This window comes from Ottowia beijingensis (assembly GCF_042680925.1).
Taxonomy (GTDB): Bacteria; Pseudomonadota; Gammaproteobacteria; order Burkholderiales; family Burkholderiaceae_C; genus Ottowia; species Ottowia beijingensis.
Genome location: NZ_JBHUEP010000013.1, coordinates 43,211 through 62,439, shown reverse-complemented (window position 1 = coordinate 62,439; position 19,229 = coordinate 43,211). Strand labels below are relative to the sequence as shown.

At 67.1% G+C, this 19,229-nt stretch carries 18 protein-coding genes; 7 read left to right on the top strand and 11 right to left on the bottom strand.

Going from position 1 to position 19,229, the window contains the following annotated elements:
- Positions 1–6: 6 nt before the first annotated feature.
- Genes ACFSCU_RS17470 through ACFSCU_RS17450 form a run of 5 tightly spaced genes read right to left on the bottom strand, consistent with a single transcriptional unit; the run spans position 7 to position 6,534 of the window.
- A complete protein-coding gene (locus ACFSCU_RS17470; protein ID WP_377561263.1) occupies positions 7–888 on the bottom strand; it encodes a BRO-N domain-containing protein in 882 nt (293 codons plus the stop codon).
- 10 nt (positions 889–898) lie between these two features.
- A complete protein-coding gene (cas7c, locus tag ACFSCU_RS17465; protein WP_377561262.1) occupies positions 899–1,885 on the bottom strand; it encodes a type I-C CRISPR-associated protein Cas7/Csd2 in 987 nt (328 codons plus the stop codon).
- On the bottom strand, positions 1,882–3,645 hold the full coding sequence (cas8c, locus tag ACFSCU_RS17460; protein ID WP_377561261.1) for a type I-C CRISPR-associated protein Cas8c/Csd1: 1,764 nt from the start codon (positions 3,643–3,645) through the stop codon (positions 1,882–1,884). Before cas8c ends, cas7c begins: the two co-directional genes overlap by 4 nt.
- Positions 3,642–4,295 carry a type I-C CRISPR-associated protein Cas5c gene (cas5c, locus tag ACFSCU_RS17455; RefSeq protein ID WP_180549620.1) on the bottom strand — a complete coding sequence of 218 codons (654 nt, stop codon included), beginning with the start codon at positions 4,293–4,295 and terminating at the stop codon, positions 3,642–3,644. Before cas5c ends, cas8c begins: the two co-directional genes overlap by 4 nt.
- Positions 4,296–4,323: 28 nt before the next feature.
- Complete coding sequence (locus ACFSCU_RS17450; RefSeq protein ID WP_377561260.1) at positions 4,324–6,534, bottom strand: CRISPR-associated endonuclease Cas3''; 2,211 nt, start codon at positions 6,532–6,534, stop codon at positions 4,324–4,326.
- A gap of 409 nt (positions 6,535–6,943) precedes the next feature.
- On the opposite strand from ACFSCU_RS17450, the gene ACFSCU_RS17445 reads away from it, so the two are divergent.
- From ACFSCU_RS17445 to crcB, 4 genes are all read left to right on the top strand, one after another.
- Positions 6,944–7,456, top strand: a complete 513-nt coding sequence (locus tag ACFSCU_RS17445; RefSeq protein ID WP_180549621.1) for a TRAP transporter small permease — start codon at positions 6,944–6,946, stop codon at positions 7,454–7,456.
- Positions 7,449–8,744, top strand: coding sequence for a TRAP transporter large permease (locus tag ACFSCU_RS17440; protein WP_377561259.1), 1,296 nt, complete (start codon positions 7,449–7,451; stop codon positions 8,742–8,744). The genes ACFSCU_RS17445 and ACFSCU_RS17440 overlap by 8 nt, the downstream gene beginning before the upstream one ends.
- Before the next feature lie 72 nt (positions 8,745–8,816).
- Positions 8,817–9,824, top strand: coding sequence for a recombination-associated protein RdgC (locus ACFSCU_RS17435; RefSeq protein WP_180549622.1), 1,008 nt, complete (start codon positions 8,817–8,819; stop codon positions 9,822–9,824).
- A 28-nt stretch (positions 9,825–9,852) separates the two neighbouring features.
- Complete coding sequence (crcB, locus tag ACFSCU_RS17430; RefSeq protein ID WP_180549623.1) at positions 9,853–10,230, top strand: fluoride efflux transporter CrcB; 378 nt, start codon at positions 9,853–9,855, stop codon at positions 10,228–10,230.
- A gap of 12 nt (positions 10,231–10,242) precedes the next feature.
- On the opposite strand, the gene ACFSCU_RS17425 is transcribed toward crcB, so the two are convergent.
- The 6 genes from ACFSCU_RS17425 to ACFSCU_RS17400 form a co-directional block, all read right to left on the bottom strand.
- The gene (locus ACFSCU_RS17425; RefSeq protein WP_257645605.1) at positions 10,243–10,542 is read right to left on the bottom strand and encodes a hypothetical protein; all 300 of its coding nucleotides are present in this window, start codon (positions 10,540–10,542) and stop codon (positions 10,243–10,245) included.
- Entirely contained in the window at positions 10,542–10,796 is a 255-nt protein-coding gene (thiS, locus tag ACFSCU_RS17420; RefSeq protein WP_377561258.1) for a sulfur carrier protein ThiS, read from the bottom strand. The genes ACFSCU_RS17425 and thiS overlap by 1 nt, the downstream gene beginning before the upstream one ends.
- 72 nt (positions 10,797–10,868) lie before the next feature.
- Entirely contained in the window at positions 10,869–12,161 is a 1,293-nt protein-coding gene (locus ACFSCU_RS17415) for an NAD(P)/FAD-dependent oxidoreductase (RefSeq protein ID WP_180549625.1), read from the bottom strand.
- 179 nt (positions 12,162–12,340) lie between these two features.
- On the bottom strand, positions 12,341–14,188 hold the full coding sequence (locus ACFSCU_RS17410) for an aldehyde ferredoxin oxidoreductase family protein (RefSeq protein ID WP_180549626.1): 1,848 nt from the start codon (positions 14,186–14,188) through the stop codon (positions 12,341–12,343).
- Positions 14,189–14,228: 40 nt separating this feature from the next.
- Positions 14,229–14,714, bottom strand: a complete 486-nt coding sequence (locus tag ACFSCU_RS17405; protein ID WP_180549627.1) for a 4Fe-4S dicluster domain-containing protein — start codon at positions 14,712–14,714, stop codon at positions 14,229–14,231.
- Positions 14,715–15,182: 468 nt separating this feature from the next.
- The gene (locus ACFSCU_RS17400) at positions 15,183–15,941 is read right to left on the bottom strand and encodes a TOBE domain-containing protein (protein ID WP_180549628.1); all 759 of its coding nucleotides are present in this window, start codon (positions 15,939–15,941) and stop codon (positions 15,183–15,185) included.
- 67 nt (positions 15,942–16,008) lie between these two features.
- Between ACFSCU_RS17400 and modA the strand changes: the two genes are divergently transcribed.
- From modA to modC, 3 genes are all read left to right on the top strand, one after another.
- Positions 16,009–16,767 (top strand): molybdate ABC transporter substrate-binding protein, encoded by a 759-nt coding sequence (gene modA / locus ACFSCU_RS17395; RefSeq protein WP_180549629.1) that lies wholly within the window; start codon positions 16,009–16,011, stop codon positions 16,765–16,767.
- A gap of 175 nt (positions 16,768–16,942) precedes the next feature.
- The gene (modB, locus tag ACFSCU_RS17390) at positions 16,943–17,638 is read left to right on the top strand and encodes a molybdate ABC transporter permease subunit (RefSeq protein ID WP_180549630.1); all 696 of its coding nucleotides are present in this window, start codon (positions 16,943–16,945) and stop codon (positions 17,636–17,638) included.
- Positions 17,639–17,797: 159 nt separating this feature from the next.
- Entirely contained in the window at positions 17,798–18,901 is a 1,104-nt protein-coding gene (gene modC, locus ACFSCU_RS17385) for a molybdenum ABC transporter ATP-binding protein (protein WP_180549631.1), read from the top strand.
- Positions 18,902–19,229: the final 328 nt, after the last annotated feature.

Here is a 19,229-nt window from a genome sequence, read left to right as displayed (position 1 = left end):
AAGCCACTATGTTTTTTTTGTTGGTGCACGGGCGGATTTCGCCTTGGGCGGCTGGAGCTGCGGTGCTGCGCTATCAGCAGCAGGCGGCAGATAGTTGGCGCCGGTGATCACCGATTGCCCCGTTTGCGCTTCCAGCTGCTGGCGCGCCTGGCGGGCGATACGGCCACCGGCCTGGGCGGCGCCCTTGTTCTCCTGCAGGCCGGTGGCGTCCTGCCGCTCGGCGATCTGGCGCGTGGAAAGCTCGGCCAGGGCGGTGAAGATGAGCTCGGCCTCGCTCATGTGGTCGCGCAGGTTCTGGCTTTGCAGACCCTTCTTCGTCTTGTGCTCGGCCACCGACAGGCCCGCCCATTCCTGGTGAATCAGGTTGGTGAGGATGGCGTACTCGCGCCCCTGCTGCACGCCGTGCTCACTCCAGTAATCGGTGAGCTTGTTGCGCGTTTCCTGCCCGGTCATGCGCTGCTGGATCCACTTGTCGCTGCGGCCGAGCTGCTGCCAGGTCTGGCGCGCGCGGTCGAGCGCCTGGGCCGGGTCGGCGATTTCCTGCATCCGCTCGTAGCCCACCTTGGCCAGCCACAGCTTGATGGGCTCGGCCTTGGGGCTGGGGATGGATTGCACCAGACGCAAAAGGGTTTGCGCGCTGGCGCAGTCGGTCTCACGCTGCTTGCCGTCCGCCGAAGGCAATTTCAACTGTACGATTTCAGCGTACGGTTGCTCTGAACCCGCCTCCTGCACCAGCTTGCGCTTGAGGTCGGACCAGTAGCGGCGAGCATTGTTGGAGTCCGTCAGGATCTGCACGATGTCGATGACGGAAAACCACCAAGTGCCCGTCTCCTGGTCGTACACGCGACGGATGGCTGCACCATCGAATTGGGTGGGCAGGATTTTCATGACCGCCCCTTCAGCAAACGCGGCGCAGCTTGACTCCCGGTGCGGCTTGTACTTCAGCCCCGACAGCGAGCCCCTCGCCATCAAAGGCCACGTTGTAGGCATCAAAGCTGCGCGCCACCTGATCGGCCGCACGCGGCGTGACCGTCAGACGCTCGAACAGCGCGTGCGCCGGGGCGTTACCCAGTTCACTGTCGTGGGCAAAAACGTAAAGCCCGCGCGTGGCCATCTGCCCCCGGGCGGCGCTGCGGTCATGCTCGAACATTTGAGACAGCGCCTGCCACAGCAATTCCAGGTCGTCTGAGCCAAAGCCGGTCTGCTTGGCCAGGAAGGACGAGACAAAGCCATGCGCCACATACACCCCGTAGGGCACGGTGTGTTTGCGGCCCATGGTGCGGTTGTCACCTTGCTGCTTTTCGGCCTCGGCCTCGGTGGCCACGGCCATGCGGGTGATGGAATGCTCCAGCGCGACGATGGGTTCAACCGAGCGCGCAAAGGTCAGTTGCACTGGGCCGCGTACCTGGCCGCAGTTGATGCCTGTGGACATCACCGCGCCGAAGGTGCGTACGTCAAAGAAGTTCTGGCACATCCACTGGCGCGCCAAGCTCACTTCGTCGGCGCTACCCTTGCGTTTGTCTTTAGCAGTTTTTTTCTTTTTACCGTCATCCGCTCCCAATTCAAGAGCTTCTTGCGCTTTCTCCTCCTGGGCTGGAGCCAGATTCAATGCCGAATAGGCGCGCTCGTGCTGCTGGTTCAGGATGGCTTTTTCACGCACGTAGATCTCAAAGCGCTTCTCGCCCGGCTCGGGCACGCGTTCGGCTTGGTCTTTCACCAAACCGACAAAGTTGCGCACCTTGCGCTTGAGCGCCACATCGGTCACCAGGCCGTGGCCGGTCTCGGCATCCAGGCGCGGCATATTGCCCGCATCGGGGTCGCCATTAGGGTTGCCGTCTTGCACCTCGAAAACGAGGACGAAGTCGTAGCGTTGGTTCAGGCTCATGCCGCATCTCCTGGGGTGGGGTCGTTGGTGGGGGTGTCGGGTTTCTTGCTGAAGAAATCCTGGCGCTGGTGGTAGTAGCCCAGGGCAAAGCGGCCCTGATTGGGTAGGGTCAGGTGCGCGGGGAAGTCGGCAACGGGGGCCAACACCTCGCCCAACAGCTTTTCAAACCACTGCGCACGACCGGGGCTGAGCTTTTTCAGGTGCGCGTTCTTCAGCCGCAACAAGGTGGTGAACACCGCCACCGGGGTGCTGGACGCCGCGCCGTAGTAGCGGTCGCGGATGGTGGCATTGAGCCCCGGGCTGGCTTCTTCCTGGGCTTTTTCCAGCACGGCGAAAAGCCGCCCCAGCCGGTAGGCGGGGTGGGTGTTGTCGGGGTCGAGCATGGGCAAAAATTCCTTTTCTTCACGGGGGTGCAAACGGATCTGGCGGTTCAGGCAAGCCTTGAGGGCGGCGGCGCGCGCATACGTCACCTGCTGCTCGGCGCGGCAGCGGCCCACGGCGGCGTTGAGCCACAGGCGCGGGTAGGGGGTGTTTTCACCGCCCAGCACGGCATCGACGATGGCGCCGCCCAGGCTGGGCGGGATGTTGTCGGCCTTGCCCTGCAGCGCCACGGCGGTGAGCAGGCGAAACAGCGAGGGGTACGGCGCATCGTGCGGCCCGCGTACCAGCGCCAGGTCATGAAAATGTTGGGCGATGCGCCGCCCCAGATCGCGCAGCGGCAGGCAGTGATAGAAGCGCACGCTGATGCGCGCGGCGTTGGGCGCCAGGCCCAGCACATGAAAGCGCGTCTCGCCCTCTGGACCAGCAAGTTTGCCGCTGTGGATGGCGCCCAGCAGCGCATGGACAGCTTCTTTTCCTCGATCAGGATCGTCCTTGGGCGGGTCGCCAAAAATGTCGGCCAGCGCGGTTTCAAAGTCAGAATCCCGCTCGGCCCAGAACACCGTGGACGCATCGCCCACCTGGATGCGCTGGCGCGAATCCTTGCGCAGCAGGTGGTTCAGGGCCGTGGTGTAGGCAAAGGCGGCGGCGCGGCCGACGGGGGCGTTTTCGCCCTGGCGCTCGGTCTTGCCGTAGGACTCGAAGGCACGGGCGTTGAACGAGACGATATTCGCCCCTGAGGTCTGCGCGCCCCACACGCCTTTGATGGCGGCGTGCAGCCGCTCCACCGGTGCCACAGCGCCCGTCACCAGGCACATGGCCTGGGGCGCGTCGTCATCGGTGGCCGTGTTCAGTGCCGCCTGCACCACAGCGGGACGCTGGCAGACCAACTCCACATCGCCGTGCAGGCGAAAACTCAGGAGCGGATTGGCTTCCAGCATCTCGGCCCAGGCGGGGTGGCTTTGCAGCGCGCTGGGGTCAAAACGCTGCAAAAACCGCTGCACGGCCATCGCGCCCGCATCGGCCTGGGCCGTGGCGGGCAGGGCCGCGATGCGCGCGCGGAAGGCGGCGTGCTGCTCGGCCACACGCTCGGGCTTGCCCTTGGTGTCCACGCCCAGCACATATTCCAGCGTGTCCCACAGCAGATTGGCCGCCACGCCCGAGGTCTTCTTTACCCCCATGGGCACACGAAACGCCTGCGCCACTTTCCTCTTGCCCTGCGGCTCGCGCGTATCGCGGATTTGCAGCAGATCACCCTCGGCGCTGAGATCCAGGATGAAGGGAATTTCCTTGGTTTCAATTCCAAAATCAGGCAGGCGCTGCGCCGGGTCGGGGTCGTCGCACTTGCGACGGTAATAGTCGTTGAGCGCTTGCAAGATCATCCGCGTGTCTCCGAAAAAGGCGGCACCTGTACCCGGCCCGCCTCCAGCTTGGCGTCAAAGAAACGCGGTTGAGGATCGATAGGGTTGCTGAAATCCAGGTCGTGCAGCATCCAGCCCAAAGGGCGGGTTTCGGTGATTGGCGGGATGACCGCTTCACCGTCCTCCACCAGCCGAAAGTCCGCAGCAAATTCGCGGCAGCCCAGGTAGGGCTGGTTCACGCACCGGCCCTTGCGTGCGCGGCGGGCGAACATTTCGGTGTACTTGGCCAGCGGATCGGTGCTGCGCTCGGTCAGTTCCAAATCGGCGTGAATGCGGTAAGCCACGTCGCGCAGCAATAGGCCCGCGCGCTGTTGACGCTCATCCTCGATATACAGCCCCAAGTTGCCGCCGCCCGCCGCCATAGCCTGCTGCACATTGCGCGTGGAGACCACGGCGCTGACCTCATTGCGCCGCAGATTCATCCAGCGGATAGGGTGCAGTACCTCGATGCATTGCACGCGCCAGCGGATTTGCGGCTTCCACAAGATGGACTCGAACACGGCGCGCGCGGCGGACGGCGTCATGACCTCATAGGACACGCGCTCGACCTTCATCTCCGGGCGCGTGAAGCAGGCCAAGGGACCAGCGACTTGCAGGCAAAAGCGGGACATGGTGGGGGTTCTCCTCCTGTGTTCTTTCTCAAATGGCAAAGCCGCCGGGGTTATAGATCGCGTCGTCATCGAGCAGACCGAGCACGCCGTCATACAGGTTGTGCGCATCCACCTGCGCGTACAGCCCAAGCATGGGCAGGTAGAGGCTGCCTTGCTGGTGCAATCTATCGGCCATTCGTTTCGGGATACTGACGGTGTAGCGCTGCAGCTTGCGCATCAGCCAGCGCTGTGGGCCTTCGGCTTGCAGGGTGCGCAGCAGTTTTTCGATCTTGTCGTGCTGCGCGGCGTAGCGCACGACCACGCTGGCGCTGTCTGCATCGTCGATCAGCCGAAAGGCCTCGGCGGCACTGCGAAACTGCACCGCCAACGTAGCTGGATTGACCTTGAGTTTGCCCACGATGCCGCGCGCATCCAACGCCTGGCTGTAATAGAACTCGCGGAAATAGCGCTCGAACAGCGGCCGCGCCAGCGGGTCGGCCTGCTGCCCTTGCAGCGTGCTCACGCAGGCCTGCGCCGCCTTGAGCAAGGTTCCTTTGGGCGGCGGCTCGGGCGGCACGAAGACCACCACGCGGCCCTTGTCCGCCAGCAGCCCTTCGCGGTTGCAGCGCCCTGCCGCCTGGGCGATGGAATCGAGCCCGGCCAAGGCGCGATAGACCACGGGAAAATCCATGTCCACCCCGGCCTCGACCAGCTGGGTGCTGACCACGCGCAGCGGCTGCAGGTCGCGCCCTTCGCGCTTGGCCCGCAGCCGCTCCTTGATGTGGGTGATGACGGCCTGGCGGTGCGCGGCGCACATCAGCGCCGACAGGTGCAGCGTGCCCGGCGGCATCAGGGTATGCAGGGTGCGTGCGGCCTTGCGCGTGCTGACGATGGCGAGCACACAATCTTCAGCGCTCAACTGCGCGGCCAGGTCTTCCCATGGCGTGGGCGCGTTCCAGTCCTGAGGCAGTTCCACACGCACCCGGTTCAGGGCCGTGAACAAAGCATCGGGGGCGTCGATGATTTCGCACACGTTGTTCAGGCCGCGCAAGTTCTTGCTGGCGTCGAAATACGCCGTGCTGGCCAGCGCCGGTTGCGTGGCTGTGCACAGCAGCACCGTTACGCCGTAGTGGCGCACGAGCAGGTTCAGCACATCCAGAATCGGCTGCAAGAACGCCGGCGGCAGCTGCTGCGCCTCATCCAGCACGATGACGCTGCCAGCGATGCGGTGCAGCTTGCGGCAGCGCGAGGTCTTGGCGGCAAACAGCGACTCGAAGAGCTGCACATTGGTGGTGACGATGAGCGACGCATCCCAGTTCTCACAGGCCAGGCGGCTGCGCGCGGTTTCGCTTTCGGGTGCGGATTCGGCCTGGCTGTGATGCTCTACCAGCACTTCATCGCCCAAAGCGGCAAACACGCTGCGGAACACGTCTGCCGTCTGCTCGATGATGCTGGTGTAGGGGATGGCGTAGATCACGCGCCGCTGGCCGTGGGCCAACGCATGTTCGAGCGCAAAGGCCAGGCTGGAGAGCGTCTTGCCGCCGCCCGTGGGCACGGTGAGCGAAAAAAAGCCCGGAGCCAACGCAGCCTTGGCACGGCATTGGCGCAGGATGTCGGCACGCAGAGCGTTGACGGGTGTCGCCGCCACGGGCCGCGCCGCCATCCAATCGGCCAGCGTGGCGTGCATCTGCGCCAGCGCGGGAAATCCGCCGCGCCGCTCGGGCTTGCCAGCGTCGAAATGCGCCTCGGTGTCGAGAAAGTCGGCATCGACCAGGCAAGAGAACAACATGCGCAGCCACAGCGCAAAGCCCTCGCCTCCGCCAGGTATGCCCTGCAACGTGGGCACCCAGCCATCCGTTGCCAGAACTGCTGCGGGCGGCTGCGCAGCCAGGGCCTCGGCCAGTTCCTGCGCGCTGTCGGTCGAGGCCAGGCGGGGCCGCAAATCCTCGTCCCAATCACCCAAGCCCGCATGGTGTCCCGCAATCAGATACGCCAGCACATGGCCGTAGGGCAGCTTGGACTGGTTGAGTTGCTGCATCGCCCACAGAGCGCCAGCAGCGGAATGCGTTTTCTCGCGCCCCGCCACTCGGTGCTCGATATGCGCATCCTCGGCCTGCCGCACGTACCGCTGAAAGCCGGGGCGGTATTTGCCCAGGTCGTGCCAGCGACCCGCCAGCTCGGCCCAAGGCGCTGATGCCGGCCCCAGGGCCTGCGCAAATTCGGCCGCCGCGCCCGCCACGCCCTGCAAGTGCTCGGCCAACAAATGTCCGCCCGAATGGGCCCAAGGCTCTGACATCCCACTCCCTCCCGCGTCTTCAAATCAATGTCGATGCAGCGGGAGCTTAGCCTGCCGATTCGTTCCCCCGCCCCACAACTTCAGTTTCCAACTGCGCTTCGTTCACCCATGAGTTCTGGCTGTACGCTCGCGCATTCGCTGGCTGAAATGTGCGTCGCGCGGAAGCTACAACACTTGGTCCGAAACCAGTCGATCAACCAGTGGCACACCATCGTCAACGACTTGCCCAGACTCGAGTACGCTGTCGCGCACGCGTTGCAAAGCATTCCGCTGCCCGCAAATCGGCCTTGGTTGATAGCTGCAGCCGCAACGGCAGTCTCACCGTGATTGAGAATGAAGAGCTTTTAACTGAACAGAGGAAAGGGAATACCCGATGCGCCGAAGTCTTGATTTCCTCTACGACGCCACGGCCTGGCTGGCGGCGCTGTCCATGATCGGCGTGCTGGTCATGGTGCTGAATTCCATCCTCGGCCGCCTGCTGAACTTTCACCTGCCGGGCAGCGACGCCTACGCCGGCTACAGCATGGCGGCGGCGGGCTTTCTGGCGCTGGCGCACACCTTGAAGAAGGGCGAACACATCCGCGTCACGCTCGTCATCGGCCGCCTGCGGGGCGGTGCGCGGCGTGCGCTGGAGCTCTTGTCGCTGTCGGCGGCCGTGCTGCTGGCCGGCCTGTTCGCCTTCTACGCCTGCCGGCTGGTGTGGCAGTCGCACCTGTTCAACGACATGTCCACGTCCAACGACGCCACGCCGCTGTGGATTCCGCAGCTGTCGATGGCGGTCGGCACGGTGGTTCTGTTCATCGCCTTCGTCGACGAATGGGTGCTGGAAATCCTGGGCCGGCGCAGCCACGAATCGACGGCCGAGGAGGCGCTGCACAATGAGTGACTTCGGCATCACCGCGCTGCTGATCCTGTCGCTGTTCGCCCTGCTGGGCAGCGGCGTGTGGATCGGCCTCACGCTCACCGGCGTGGCCTGGATCGGCATGCAGCTGTTTTCGGCGCGCCCCGCGGGCGATGCCATGGCCGTCACCATCTGGGGCTCGGCCTCGTCGTGGACGCTCACGGCCCTGCCGCTGTTCGTGTGGATGGGCGAAATCCTGTTTCGCACCCGGCTCAGCGAGAGCATGTTCCGTGGCCTGGCGCCGTGGGTCACCTGGCTGCCGGGGCGCCTGCTGCAAACCAATGTGATCGGCTGCGCCATCTTCGCGGCGGTGTCGGGCTCGTCGGCGGCCACCTGCGCCACCATCGGCAAGATGAGCCTGCCCGAGCTGGGCAAGCGCGGCTACCCCGAAGGCATCACCATCGGCTCGCTGGCCGGCGCCGGCACGCTGGGCCTGCTGATTCCGCCCTCGATCATCATGATCGTCTACGGCGTGGCGGCCGACGTGTCGATCGCCAAGCTGTTCATCGCCGGCGTGCTGCCGGGCATTCTGCTGGCGGCGCTGTTCTCGGGTTACCTGATGGCGTGGGCGCTGATGAACCCCGGCAAGGTGCCGCGCCCCGACCGCGTGATGAGCCTGGGCGAGCGGCTGCACGAGTCGCGCCACCTGATCCCGGTGGTGATCCTCATCGCCGCCGTGCTGGGCAGCATCTACACCGGCGTGGCCACCGCCACCGAAGCCGCCGCCGTGGGCGTGGTGGGTTCGCTGCTGCTGTCGCTGGTGCAGGGCAGCCTGAACTGGCAGACCTTCCGCGATTCGCTGATGGGCGCCACGCGGCTGTACTGCATGATCGCGCTGATCCTGGCCGGCGCGGCTTTCCTCACGCTGTCGATGGGCTACATCGGCCTGCCGCGCCACCTGGCCGAATACATCAGCGGCCTCGGCCTGTCGCCCTTCGTGCTGGTCGTCGCGCTCGCGCTGTTCTTCATCGTGCTGGGCTGCTTCATGGACGGCATCTCCATCGTCGTGCTGACCATGGGCGTGCTGCTGCCCACGGTGCAGGCCGCCGGCATCGACCTGATCTGGTTCGGTATCTTCGTCGTGGTGGTGGTCGAGATGGCGCAGATCACCCCGCCCGTGGGCTTCAACCTGTTCGTGCTGCAGGGCATGACGGGCAAGGACATCGCCTACATTGCGCGCGTCACCATGCCCTTCTTCTTCCTGATGTGTGCGATGGTGCTGCTGCTGTGGTTCTTCCCGCAGATCGCCACGTGGATGCCGGGGCACATGTGAGCGCCTTCGACGCTCTATGATCCTGATCCGGCCCGCCGATGTGCGGGCCGCGTTGATTGGGAAGTGACGAACGTGTTCAAGAATCTGATGCTGTACCGCCTGAGCCCCGAGTGGCCGGCGTCCGCAGCGCAATGGGAAGCCGCGATCGCGAACGAGCCGTTCGCCGAATGCAGCGCCACGCAGCAGAAATCCACCGGCTGGGTGCCGCCGCGCGGCGACGAGCACGGCGCGCTGGTCGAAACCGTGGACGGGCAATGGATCGCCCGCTTCGCCATCGAGACCAAGGCCGTGCCCGGCGATGCCGTGCGCCGCAAGGTGGAAGAAGCGGTACAGCACATCGAGAAGACCACCGGCCGCAAGCCCGGCAAGAAGGAGTTGCGTGACCTGCGCGACGACGCGCTGATCTCGCTGCTGCCGCAAGCCTTCCCGCGCCGCAGCACCGTCACGGTGTGGATCGAGCCCACGCAGCGCTGGCTGGTTATGGACGTGGGCGCGCAGGGCAAGGCCGACGAGGTCATCACCAGCCTGGTGCGCGTGGCCGGCAAGGGCTTCGGCGTGGGCCTGCTGCAGACCGCCAGCTCGCCGCAGGCCGCCATGGCCGCCTGGCTGGCCGACGCCGAAGGCGACGCCCTGCCCCACGCCTTCAACATCGAACGCGAGTGCGAGCTGAAGGGCAGCGGCGACGAGCCGGCCGTGGTCAAGTTCACCCGCCACCCGCTGCAGACCGACGAGGTGCGCCAGCACATCGCCGAAGGCAAGCTGCCCACCAAGCTGGCCTTGGGCTGGGCCGGGCGCGTCGGCTTCATGCTGACGCAGGCGCTGCAGCTCAAGAAGATCGCCTTCCAGGAAGGCGTGTTCGAGGAAGGCGCGAAGTCCAAGGACGACGACCGCTTCGACGCCGACGTGGCGCTGTCCACGGGCGAGCTGAGCGGGCTGATCACCGACCTGATCGACGCGCTGGGCGGCGAGGCCGACCCGACGGCCGTGAGCGATCAGGCGCCGGCCGCCGCACCGGCTTCGGCCACCGAACGCCGCGCGCTGGCCACCGCCGGCGCGGACGACGACGGCCCGCCGTTCTGAGAACCACCGCTGCCGGCCCTGACGCCCCATGCACGCCGTCTTCGCCATCTGCTTGGGCGCCTGCATCGGCGCGCTGGCGCGCTGGCAGCTGGGCCTGTGGCTGAACCACCCGCACGCCTTCATGCCCTGGGGCACGCTGGCGGCCAACCTGATCGGCGGCTATCTGGTGGGCCTGATCCTGGCCTGGGCGCACCATGCCGAGCTGGCGCCGTTCTGGCGCCTGATGCTGGTCACCGGCTTTCTGGGCTCGCTGACCACCTTCTCCAGCTTCAGCGCCGAGGTGGTCGAGATGATGCTGGCCGACCGCTGGGGCCAGGCCCTGGCCACCGTTGCGCTGCACCTGCTGGGATCGCTGACGATGACCTTCGTCGGCATCAGGACGGCTTCGCTGCTGGTGGCCCGGTAGCCCGGCCGCCGCTCAGCCGCCACCGCGGTGCGTGTGCAGGTCGAAGTGCCGCATGAACGCCGCGCGTGCAGAAGGCGGCACGCCATCGAAGGCAAAGCGCACGTGCAGCCTTGGAAAGGACAGCAGCGCGATGCGGCGCGGCGGCAACGGCACCCAGGTGATGCGCAGCCGCCCATCGCCGATCGCCACGTTCACGGCCGCATCTTCGCGCTGCCAGGGATGCGGCGCCAGGGCAGGCGGCAACAGGCGCAGCCAGTCCGCCTCGCTGCCCGCCATGTCGCGCTCGAAGCGCTCGGGCACCTGCGCCGTCATCACCCCCCGGCGATCGGCGGCCAGATGGCCAGCGCGTCGCCTTCCTGCAGGGTGCGCGTGGCGCGGTCTTCGGGCGCGATGAACGTACCGTTGACCAGCACGATGTGCACCAGGTGCGGCGGCAGGTGGAAGGGCGCGATGATGGTGGCGATGCTGTCGGTGGGGCCGACGTCCAGCGTCATCACGTTGCCGGGCCTGATCTCGGGCGGCAGATAGTCGCCCAGCGAGGCAAAGAGCTTGAAGGTGATGCGCATGCGTGGTTCAGTGCAAAATCAGCCTGCAGCGCCTGCACAGCAAGCGCGAGCAGCTATCAACTCAATAGTGTTTCAACGGCGCCGTTCGTCGCCCGCGCCGTTCCACTGGCCCAGCGCCTGCGCGCAGGCCAGGTAGGCGGGCATGAGCTGCGTGGGGTCGTCCTGCAGGCGGTCCTTCCAGGCACCGAGCTTGACCTTGCCGTCGATCAGCCCGCGCAGCACGCCCACGTGCTCGGTCCAGTTGATGGCGTTGGCGCCGATCAGCACGTCGTCCTGAAACTGCAGGTTCAGGTGGCGCAGGCCAGTCTGGTCGGTCAGGTCGGCGTGCGCGCCGCCCTGCTCCGCCGGCACGCCCTGCCAGTGGCCGAAGCTGGCCGAGATCAGGCCCATGGTGTCGAGCACGTTGAGCGTGGGTACGCTCTTCAGTTCGGCCGGCTGGCCCGCCATGTTGAGTGCGGCCACGCGCGCCTGGTCGGCGGCGTTGGGCTGAATGGCGCTGACCACGGGCTTGCCGCTGGCCTTGTCGAAGGCCTCGGCGCAGTCGCCGGCGGCAAAGATGCCGTCGACATTGGTGCGCATGCGGCTGTCGGTGAGCACGCCGCTCTTCGTGGCCACGCCGCTGCCGTCGAGGAAGGCGATGGACGGGCGCACGCCGGTGGAGCTGATGATGACGTCGGCCTCGATGGCCTGGCCGTTGCTCAGGTGCACCTTCATGGGCTGGCCGGCCTGGGCGGGCTGGATGCGCTCGAACACCGACTCGGTGATGACCTCCACGCCCTGCGCGCGGCACCAGTCGAGGATCATGCCGCCGGCCACCTCGCCCATCATGCGCGGCACCATGCGGTCGCCCTTGGCCACCATGGTCATCTTCGCGCCGCGCAGGCGCAGCGATTCCATGATGATGGCGCCGATGAAGCCGGCGCCCGTCTGCACCACGCGCACGCCGGGTTGCACGCGCTCCATGATGGCGCGCGCGTCGGCCAGCGTCCAGCAGTTGAACACATCCTCGCTGTCGCCGCCCGGCACCGACAGGCGCACGGGGTTGGAGCCGGTGGCGATCAGCAGGCGGTCGTAAGTCAGCGTCTGGCCGTTGTCGAGCACCACGCGGTGGTCGGCTGGCTCAATGCGCATGGCCTTGGCCTGGATCTGGTCGATGCGCAGTTGTTTGAAGTGGTCGCTGCCATGGCGCAGGTGCGTGCCCGATTCGGCAACGTTGCCGGCGATCAGGTAGGGGATGGCCATGCGCGAGTACGGCGCCTCGGCCTCGCCACCGACGAGGGTGATGGTGTCGGCCGGCGCGGCCTTGCGCAGGGTTTCGGCGGCGATGACGCCGGCGGGGCCGGCGCCGAGGATGACGTGGTGCATGGGGAAGCCTTCGATGTTACGGATGGGGTGACTGCTTCGCTGACGGAAACCGCCCCTTGGCTCTTTCGCTCCCTCTCCCGCCTGCGGGAGAGGGTTGGGGTGAGGGCAAGGTGCGCCACAGGAAAACGCGGACGAACCCTCACCCCAGCCCTCTCCCCAAGGGGAGAGGGAGCAACACCTCAGAGCCCCAGGCGCGCCTTGGTCTCGGCCGTCGGCCGGCCTTCGCTGTCCCAGCCGCGCACTTCGTAGTACTTCGGCATCATGGCGTCGACCTGGCTGACCTGGCCTTTGGAGCCGCCGACCTTGGCCGCTTCGGTCTTCAGGCGCGGCGGCAGCGTGTCGTCGGCCTTGGTGAAGCCGGCGGCGTTGTTGAACTCGCGCTCCATGTTCCAGATGCGCTCGCCGATCAGTGACAGCTCTTCCACCGTGTAGGCCTCGTCGCAGGCGGCCTGCAATTGCGGCGCCAGGTCGGGCAGGCTCCAGGCGAAGGTGGTGAACACGCACAGGCCGGCCGAATCGAACGCCGCCGTGGCGTCCTGGAAGGCCTTGACCAGTTCTGGCTTGCCCTCGGTGGCGGTGGGGTCGGTCTTGACCGGGATGCCCATCACCTCCGACGCGACGGTGTAGCCGCGCAGGTGGCAGCCGCCGCGGTTGCTGGTGGCGTAGGCCAGGCCGATCCCCTGCAACGCGCGGCCGTCGTAGGCCGGAAACTCCTGGCCCTTGGCCGACATCGACAGCTCGGGATGGCCGTACTTGGCCGTCAGCCGCTTGGAACCCTGGCCGATCTCCTTGCCAAAGCCCTGGCCGGCGATGGTGTCTTCCACCAGCTGCACCAGCGCCTTTGCCGAGCCGAAGGGCGCCTCGATGCCGAGCTGCTCCTTCGTCAGCACGCCCATCTCGTACAGCTCGAACGCCGCGCCCAGCGTGGCCCCCAGGCTGATCGGGTCCATGCCTTCCTCGTTGCACAGCTGGTTGACGTACTGCAGCGCCTCCAGGTCGCCCACGCCGTTGGCGGCGCCCAGCGCCCAAGCGGCTTCGTACTCGAGCCCGCCGGTGGCGTGCTGATAGCGCGGCTTGTCCTTCACGGTGAAGTGATTCGGGTCCTGCTTGCTGATGCGCCCGCAGGCGATGGTGCAGCCGAAGCAGGCCTGGTTGGTCACCAGTTGCGCCTTGCCGTCGGTGGCGCGCGGGCGGCGCATGGCCTCGGCGCTGATGGCGTCGGCCTGCTCGAACTGCACGTCGCGGTGGTTGCGCGTGGGCAACGCGCCGACTTCGTTGATCACGTTCATCAGCACCTGCGTGCCGTGCGTGGGCAGGCCCTCGCCGGTCACGGGGTTCTCGGCCAGGATCTTCTTGCGCTCCATGGTCTCCTTCATGAAGGCCTTGGGATCGCGCACGTTGCCCACGCCCAGGGTGCCGCGCACGGCGATGGCCTTCAGGTTCTTGCTGCCCATCACGGCGCCCACGCCCGAGCGGCCGGCCGCGCGGTGCAGGTCGTTCATGATGGCGGCGAACAGCACGCCGTTCTCACCCGTGCGGCCGATGCTGGAGATGCGCACCTGCGGGTCCTGCAGTTCCTTCTTGATGATGGCCTCGGTGTCCCACACGCTCTTGCCCCACAGCTCGGCGGCATCGCGCAGTTCCACCTTGTCGTCCTGGATGTAGAGCCACACGGGCTTGGGCGACTTGCCCTCGAAGATGATCATGTCCCAGCCGGCGAACTTCAGCTCGGCGCCCCAGTAGCCGCCCGAGTTGGAGCAGGCGATGGCCCCCGTGAGCGGACCCTTGGTGATGACGGTGTAGCGCCCGCCGGTCGAGGCCATGGTGCCCGTGAGCGGGCCGGTGGCCCAGATCAGCTTGTTCTCAGGCGCCAGCGGGTCGATCTTGGGATCGATCTCCGACGTGTAGTACTTGGTGCCCAGCCCGCGCGAGCCGATGTACTGGCGCGCCCATTCCATGTTGAGCGGTTCGGACTTGACGGTGCCGGTGGTGAGGTTGACGCGAAGAAGTTTGCCAGCCCAGGACATGATTTTTGCTCCTTGATCTATAGCTGCTTGCGCTGATGTATCAAGCGGCGGAGGTCTGATTGACCAGCTTGTCGGCCCAGGCGCGCATGCGGTCCAGGCCGGTCCAGTTGGCGTCGATGAAGGTGATTGCCGCCGTGGGGCAGGCGTTGGCGCAGGCTGGGCCGTCGGCGTTGTCGAAGCACAGGTCGCACTTCTGCACCTTGCCCGTCTCCTGCACATAGTTGATGGTGCCGAACGGGCAGGCCACGGTGCAGACCTTGCAGCCGACGCAAGTCGACTCGTGCACGATCTTGGCGCCCGAGGCTGCGTCGATGGTGATGGCCTCGACCGGGCAGGCATGCACGCACCAGGCCTCGTCGCACTGGGTGCAGGTGTAGGGCACCTTCTTGCCGGTTTCATGGAAGTCGAACACCTTGATGCGCGACTTGGCTATGGAGTAAGTGCCGTAGTTCTCGAACGAACAAGCCATCTCGCATTGCAGACAGCCGGTGCATTTTTCGGCGTCGAGGTGCAACACCTTTTGCATGAAGGTCTCCTTGCTTTTCGCGGCGCGACATGCGCCTGCCTATGAACAATTGTGCATAGGCATTTTGCCCCATGCCTTGCGTCATATCAGATTGGTGGTAACCCTTGTCGAGTACTGCGCGGCGGCGCGAAAAAGCCCCGGAACCGGGCGCCGCCGCTACCCTGCTCCGGGCCGCGCCCCAGCCGCCGACGCGAGGGCCCGAGGGGACCATTCATTCCGCCTCCACTTCAAAACGTGAACAACCGCCATCCCGGCGAAAGCCGGGGTCCATGGGTTCTTGCAAACGCCGCCTGGATTCCGGCTTTCGCCGGACTGACGAATTTCTGGCTGTTTTGATCGGACTTGGAATTAACTATGATTTATGTAGCTTCCGACGCCCAGCGGGTGGGCGCTGAAGCCCGTTTTTTGCTATGAACCGGCAACCGGCGTCCCATGGTGGGCGTCACCGCGCCCGCCGCAAGCCGCCCATCACCCCGCCAGCGCCACCACCACCGCGCTTTCATCCAGCCACGCCAACGCGCGGCTGCCGGCTCGCAGGCGATTCGGCCGCGCGGCGAAGCCGACCAGTTGCAACTCACCCGCCAGCGTCACCGTCACCTCGTCGCGCTGCACGCCGCGCGCCATGCGCAGCACGCGGCCAGGCAGCAGGTTGGCACCGCCCTGCGGCGCCGCGGCGTCCACGGGCTGCACGCGCACCGCCGTGGCCTTGCACAGCGCCAGCACCGGCAGGCCGGGCGCCAGCCCCAGCAGTTCGGCGCTCTCGCGCGTGATGAGCGACGCCAGCGCGCCGCCGCCCGCCAGCGCCAGCACCACGCGCACCATGGGGTCGCGCGCGCCGTCGCTCTCCAGCCGCTCGACCACCGCACGCAGGTGGTTGCGCATGCTGGTGCGCGGGCCGGCCAGTGCCGCGCTGTCGGCACTGTTGACGCGCGCCAGCACGCCGCGCCGCGCCGCCTGCAGTTGATCGGCCGCGGCCAGCAGGCGCTCGCCCGCGGGCGTCAGGCGCGCGCCGCCGCCGCCCGCGCCGCCCACGCTGCTGTCCACCAGCGGCTCGCCGGCCAGGTTGGTGAGGGTGTGGATGGCCTGCCAGGCCGCCTTGTAGCTCACGCCCGCGCTGCGCGCCGCCTGCGAGATGGAGCCGTGGCGGCCGACCAGCTGCAGGATTTCAAGCCGCTTGTCGGCCGGCCCATGGCCCAGCGCGGCGGCGGTGACGAGTGATCGAGCCATGGCCCCGATTGTGGCGCGCGGCCGGTGCGGCTACACTCGCTATTCCTTTTTTGAATAACGAATCGCCATGCCGCTCCGCCTTCACCGCCTGCTGGCCCTGACCGCCGCCCTGGCCTTCACCACGCTGGCCCGGGCCGACGTCGTGCAGGTGGCCGTGGCCGCCAACTTCACCGCGCCGGCCAGGGCGCTGGCCGAGGTCTTCGCCCGCACCACCGGGCATGAGGCGCGGCTGTCCTTCGGCGCCACCGGCGCGTTCTACACGCAGATCAAGAACGGCGCGCCCTTCGACGTGCTGCTGGCGGCTGACGACGAGCGGCCGGCGCGGCTGGAGAAGGAAGGCGACACCGTGCCCGGCTCGCGCTTCACCTACGCCACGGGGCAACTGGTGCTGTGGTCGGCCAAGCCGGGCTTGGTGGACGACGAGGGCGCCGTGCTCAAGCACGGCCAGTTCGGCAAGATCGCCATCGCCAACCCCAAGAACGCGCCCTACGGCGCCGCCGCGGTGGAAGCCATGAACAAGCTGGGCCTGGCGGCCGCGCTGCAACCCAAGCTGGTGACCGGCGAAAGCATCGGCCAGACCTACAACTTCATCGCCACCGGCAATGCCGAGCTGGGCTTCGTCGCGCTGGCGCAGGTGCTCGACGGCGGCAAGCTGAAAAGCGGCTCGATGTGGGTGGTGCCGGCCCAGTACCACGCACCGATCATCCAGGACGCGGTGATCCTGAAGCGCGCGGCCAACAACCCGGCCGCCAAGGCGTGGATGGAGTTGCTGAAGACGCCGCAGTCAAAGGAGTTGATCCGCAGCTACGGTTACGCGGTGAAGTGACGCATGACGCCGCTGACGCGGCATGACCTCGCCGCGCATGCGGCGTCGATGACGGGCCGCTACGCCGGCCCATGACCGGCACACAACGCCTGCCCCGCAGTCATTTCGTCATGGACGCCGCGTCAGCGGCGACGTCATCGCGCGCAGCGCGGTCATCAGCTTACGATTTCATCCCATGCTCGATCCCAACGCCCTCGCCGCCATCCGCCTGTCGATCGAACTGTCGATCCTGGCCACGCTGATCCTGCTGGTGGCGGGCACGCCGCTGGCGTGGTGGGTGGCGCGCGGCCGCTCGCCACGCTGGAACTGGCTGCGCGTGCCGGTGCGTGCGCTGGTGGCGATGCCGCTGGTGCTGCCGCCCTCGGTGCTGGGTTTCTATCTTCTCGTCGCCATGGGGCCGAACGGGCCGCTGGGCCAGCTCACGCAGGCGCTGGGCTGGGGGCTGCTGTCGTTCAGCTTCTGGGGGCTGCTGATCGGCTCCGTCATCTATTCGCTGCCCTTCGTGGTGCAGCCGCTCATCAACGCCTTCGAGGCGCTGGGCCAGCGCCCGCTGGAAGCCGCCGCCACGCTGCGCGCCGGCCCGCTCGATGCCTTCTGGCACGTGGCGCTGCCGCTGGCACGGCCGGGTTACCTGACCGGCGCCGTGATGGGCTTCGCGCACACGCTGGGCGAGTTCGGCGTGGTGCTGATGATCGGCGGCAACATCCCGGGCCAGACGCGAACCATCTCGGTGCAGATCTACGACCACGTGGAGGCGCTGGAATACGCGCAGGCGCACTGGCTGGCCGGCGGCATGCTGGTGTTCAGCTTTGCCGTGCTGCTGGCGCTGCACCTGCTGCAGGCGCGCAGCCGGCGCGCAGGCGGCGGCTGAAGCACTGCAGACGCCCAAGTCAAGGGGGGGGACCTTGCAAATTTTCCGGATGATGAAAAACAGGTTTTTTGCCTACAAGACGGGCGTAAACAGCTCACTTATTGATACTTTGATACCTCACCAAATGGTTATCGCTTGTTTTCTGAGTCAAGGCGCCGTGTGAGCACCTCGCCCGACGATCTGGCACTGTGCGCCCGCGTGCGGCACGGTGCCGATTTCACGCTCGACGTCGACCTGCGCCTGCCCGGCCAGGGCGTCACCGCCGTGTTCGGCTCTTCGGGCTGCGGCAAGACCACGCTGCTGCGCGCCGTGGCCGGGCTGACGCGGCCGGCGCCGGGGCGCATCGTCGTCGCGGGCGAGGTGTGGCAGGACGACGCGGCCCGCATCTGGCGCCCCACGCACCAGCGCCCGCTGGGCGTGGTGTTTCAGGAGGCCAGCCTGTTCGAGCACCTGACGGTGCAGGGCAACCTGGATTTCGGCCTGAAGCGCGTGCCCGCCGCCCAGCGCCAGGTGTCGCTGCCGCACGCGGTCGATCTGCTGGGCATCGGCCACCTGCTGGGCCGCCGCCCCGCGCAGCTTTCAGGCGGCGAGCGCCAGCGCGTGGCGATTGCCCGCGCGCTGGCCACCAGCCCGCGCCTGCTGCTGCTGGACGAACCGCTGGCCGCGCTGGACGCCGCGCGCAAGGCCGAGGTGCTGCCCTGGTTCGAGCGGCTGGCGCGCGAGCTGCGCACGCCGATGCTCTACGTCACGCACTCGCTCGACGAAGTGGCGCGCCTGGCCGACCACCTGCTGCTGCTGAAGGACGGCCGCGCCGTGGCGCAAGGGCCGGTGGCCGGGCTGCTGGCGCGGCTCGACATCGCGCAAAGCCATGGCGACGCCGCCGGCGCGCTGATCGACGGCGTGGTCGAGCGCATCGAGGCCGACTACCAGCTGCTGCACGTGCGCTTTGCCGGCGGCACCATCCAGTGCGTGCACGCGCCCGGCACGCCGCTGCGCCAGCCGGGCGAGCGCGTGCGCCTGCGCGTGCAGGCGCGCGACGTGAGCCTGACGCTGCGCGCGGCACAAGACACCAGCATCCTGAACGTGCTGCCCGCCAGCGTTACCTCGCTGGTCGCCGATGGCCCGGCGCAGACGCTGGTGGCGCTGGATGCGGGCGGCACGCCGCTGCTGGCGCGCGTGACGCGCAAGTCGGCCGATGCGTTGGGGCTGGCGCCGGGTCAGCCCGTGTTCGCGCAGATCAAGGGCGTGGCGGTGCTGGACTGATACCGTGTCGCATGACTTCGCCGCTGCGCGGCGTGATGACGGAATGACGAAATGACGCCAGTGCTGCGCAGTGCCTCGCCCTTGGCTGGCGTCATGGCGGCGCAGCCGCCGTCATCGAAGCGCAGCGAGGTCATTTCGTCATCGCATCGCGCGCGCGCGCGCAGCCATTTTTTTGAACGCGGAACAGTATGAGGGTTGCTATCCGCCGCGGCCGGGGTCGCAGGATCGTAGGGCGGATAAGCGCAGCGCCATCCGCCGACGACCGCGCATCGTGCTCACGAACAAAGGCGGATGGCGCTGCGCTTATCCGCCCTACACGCTGGATCGA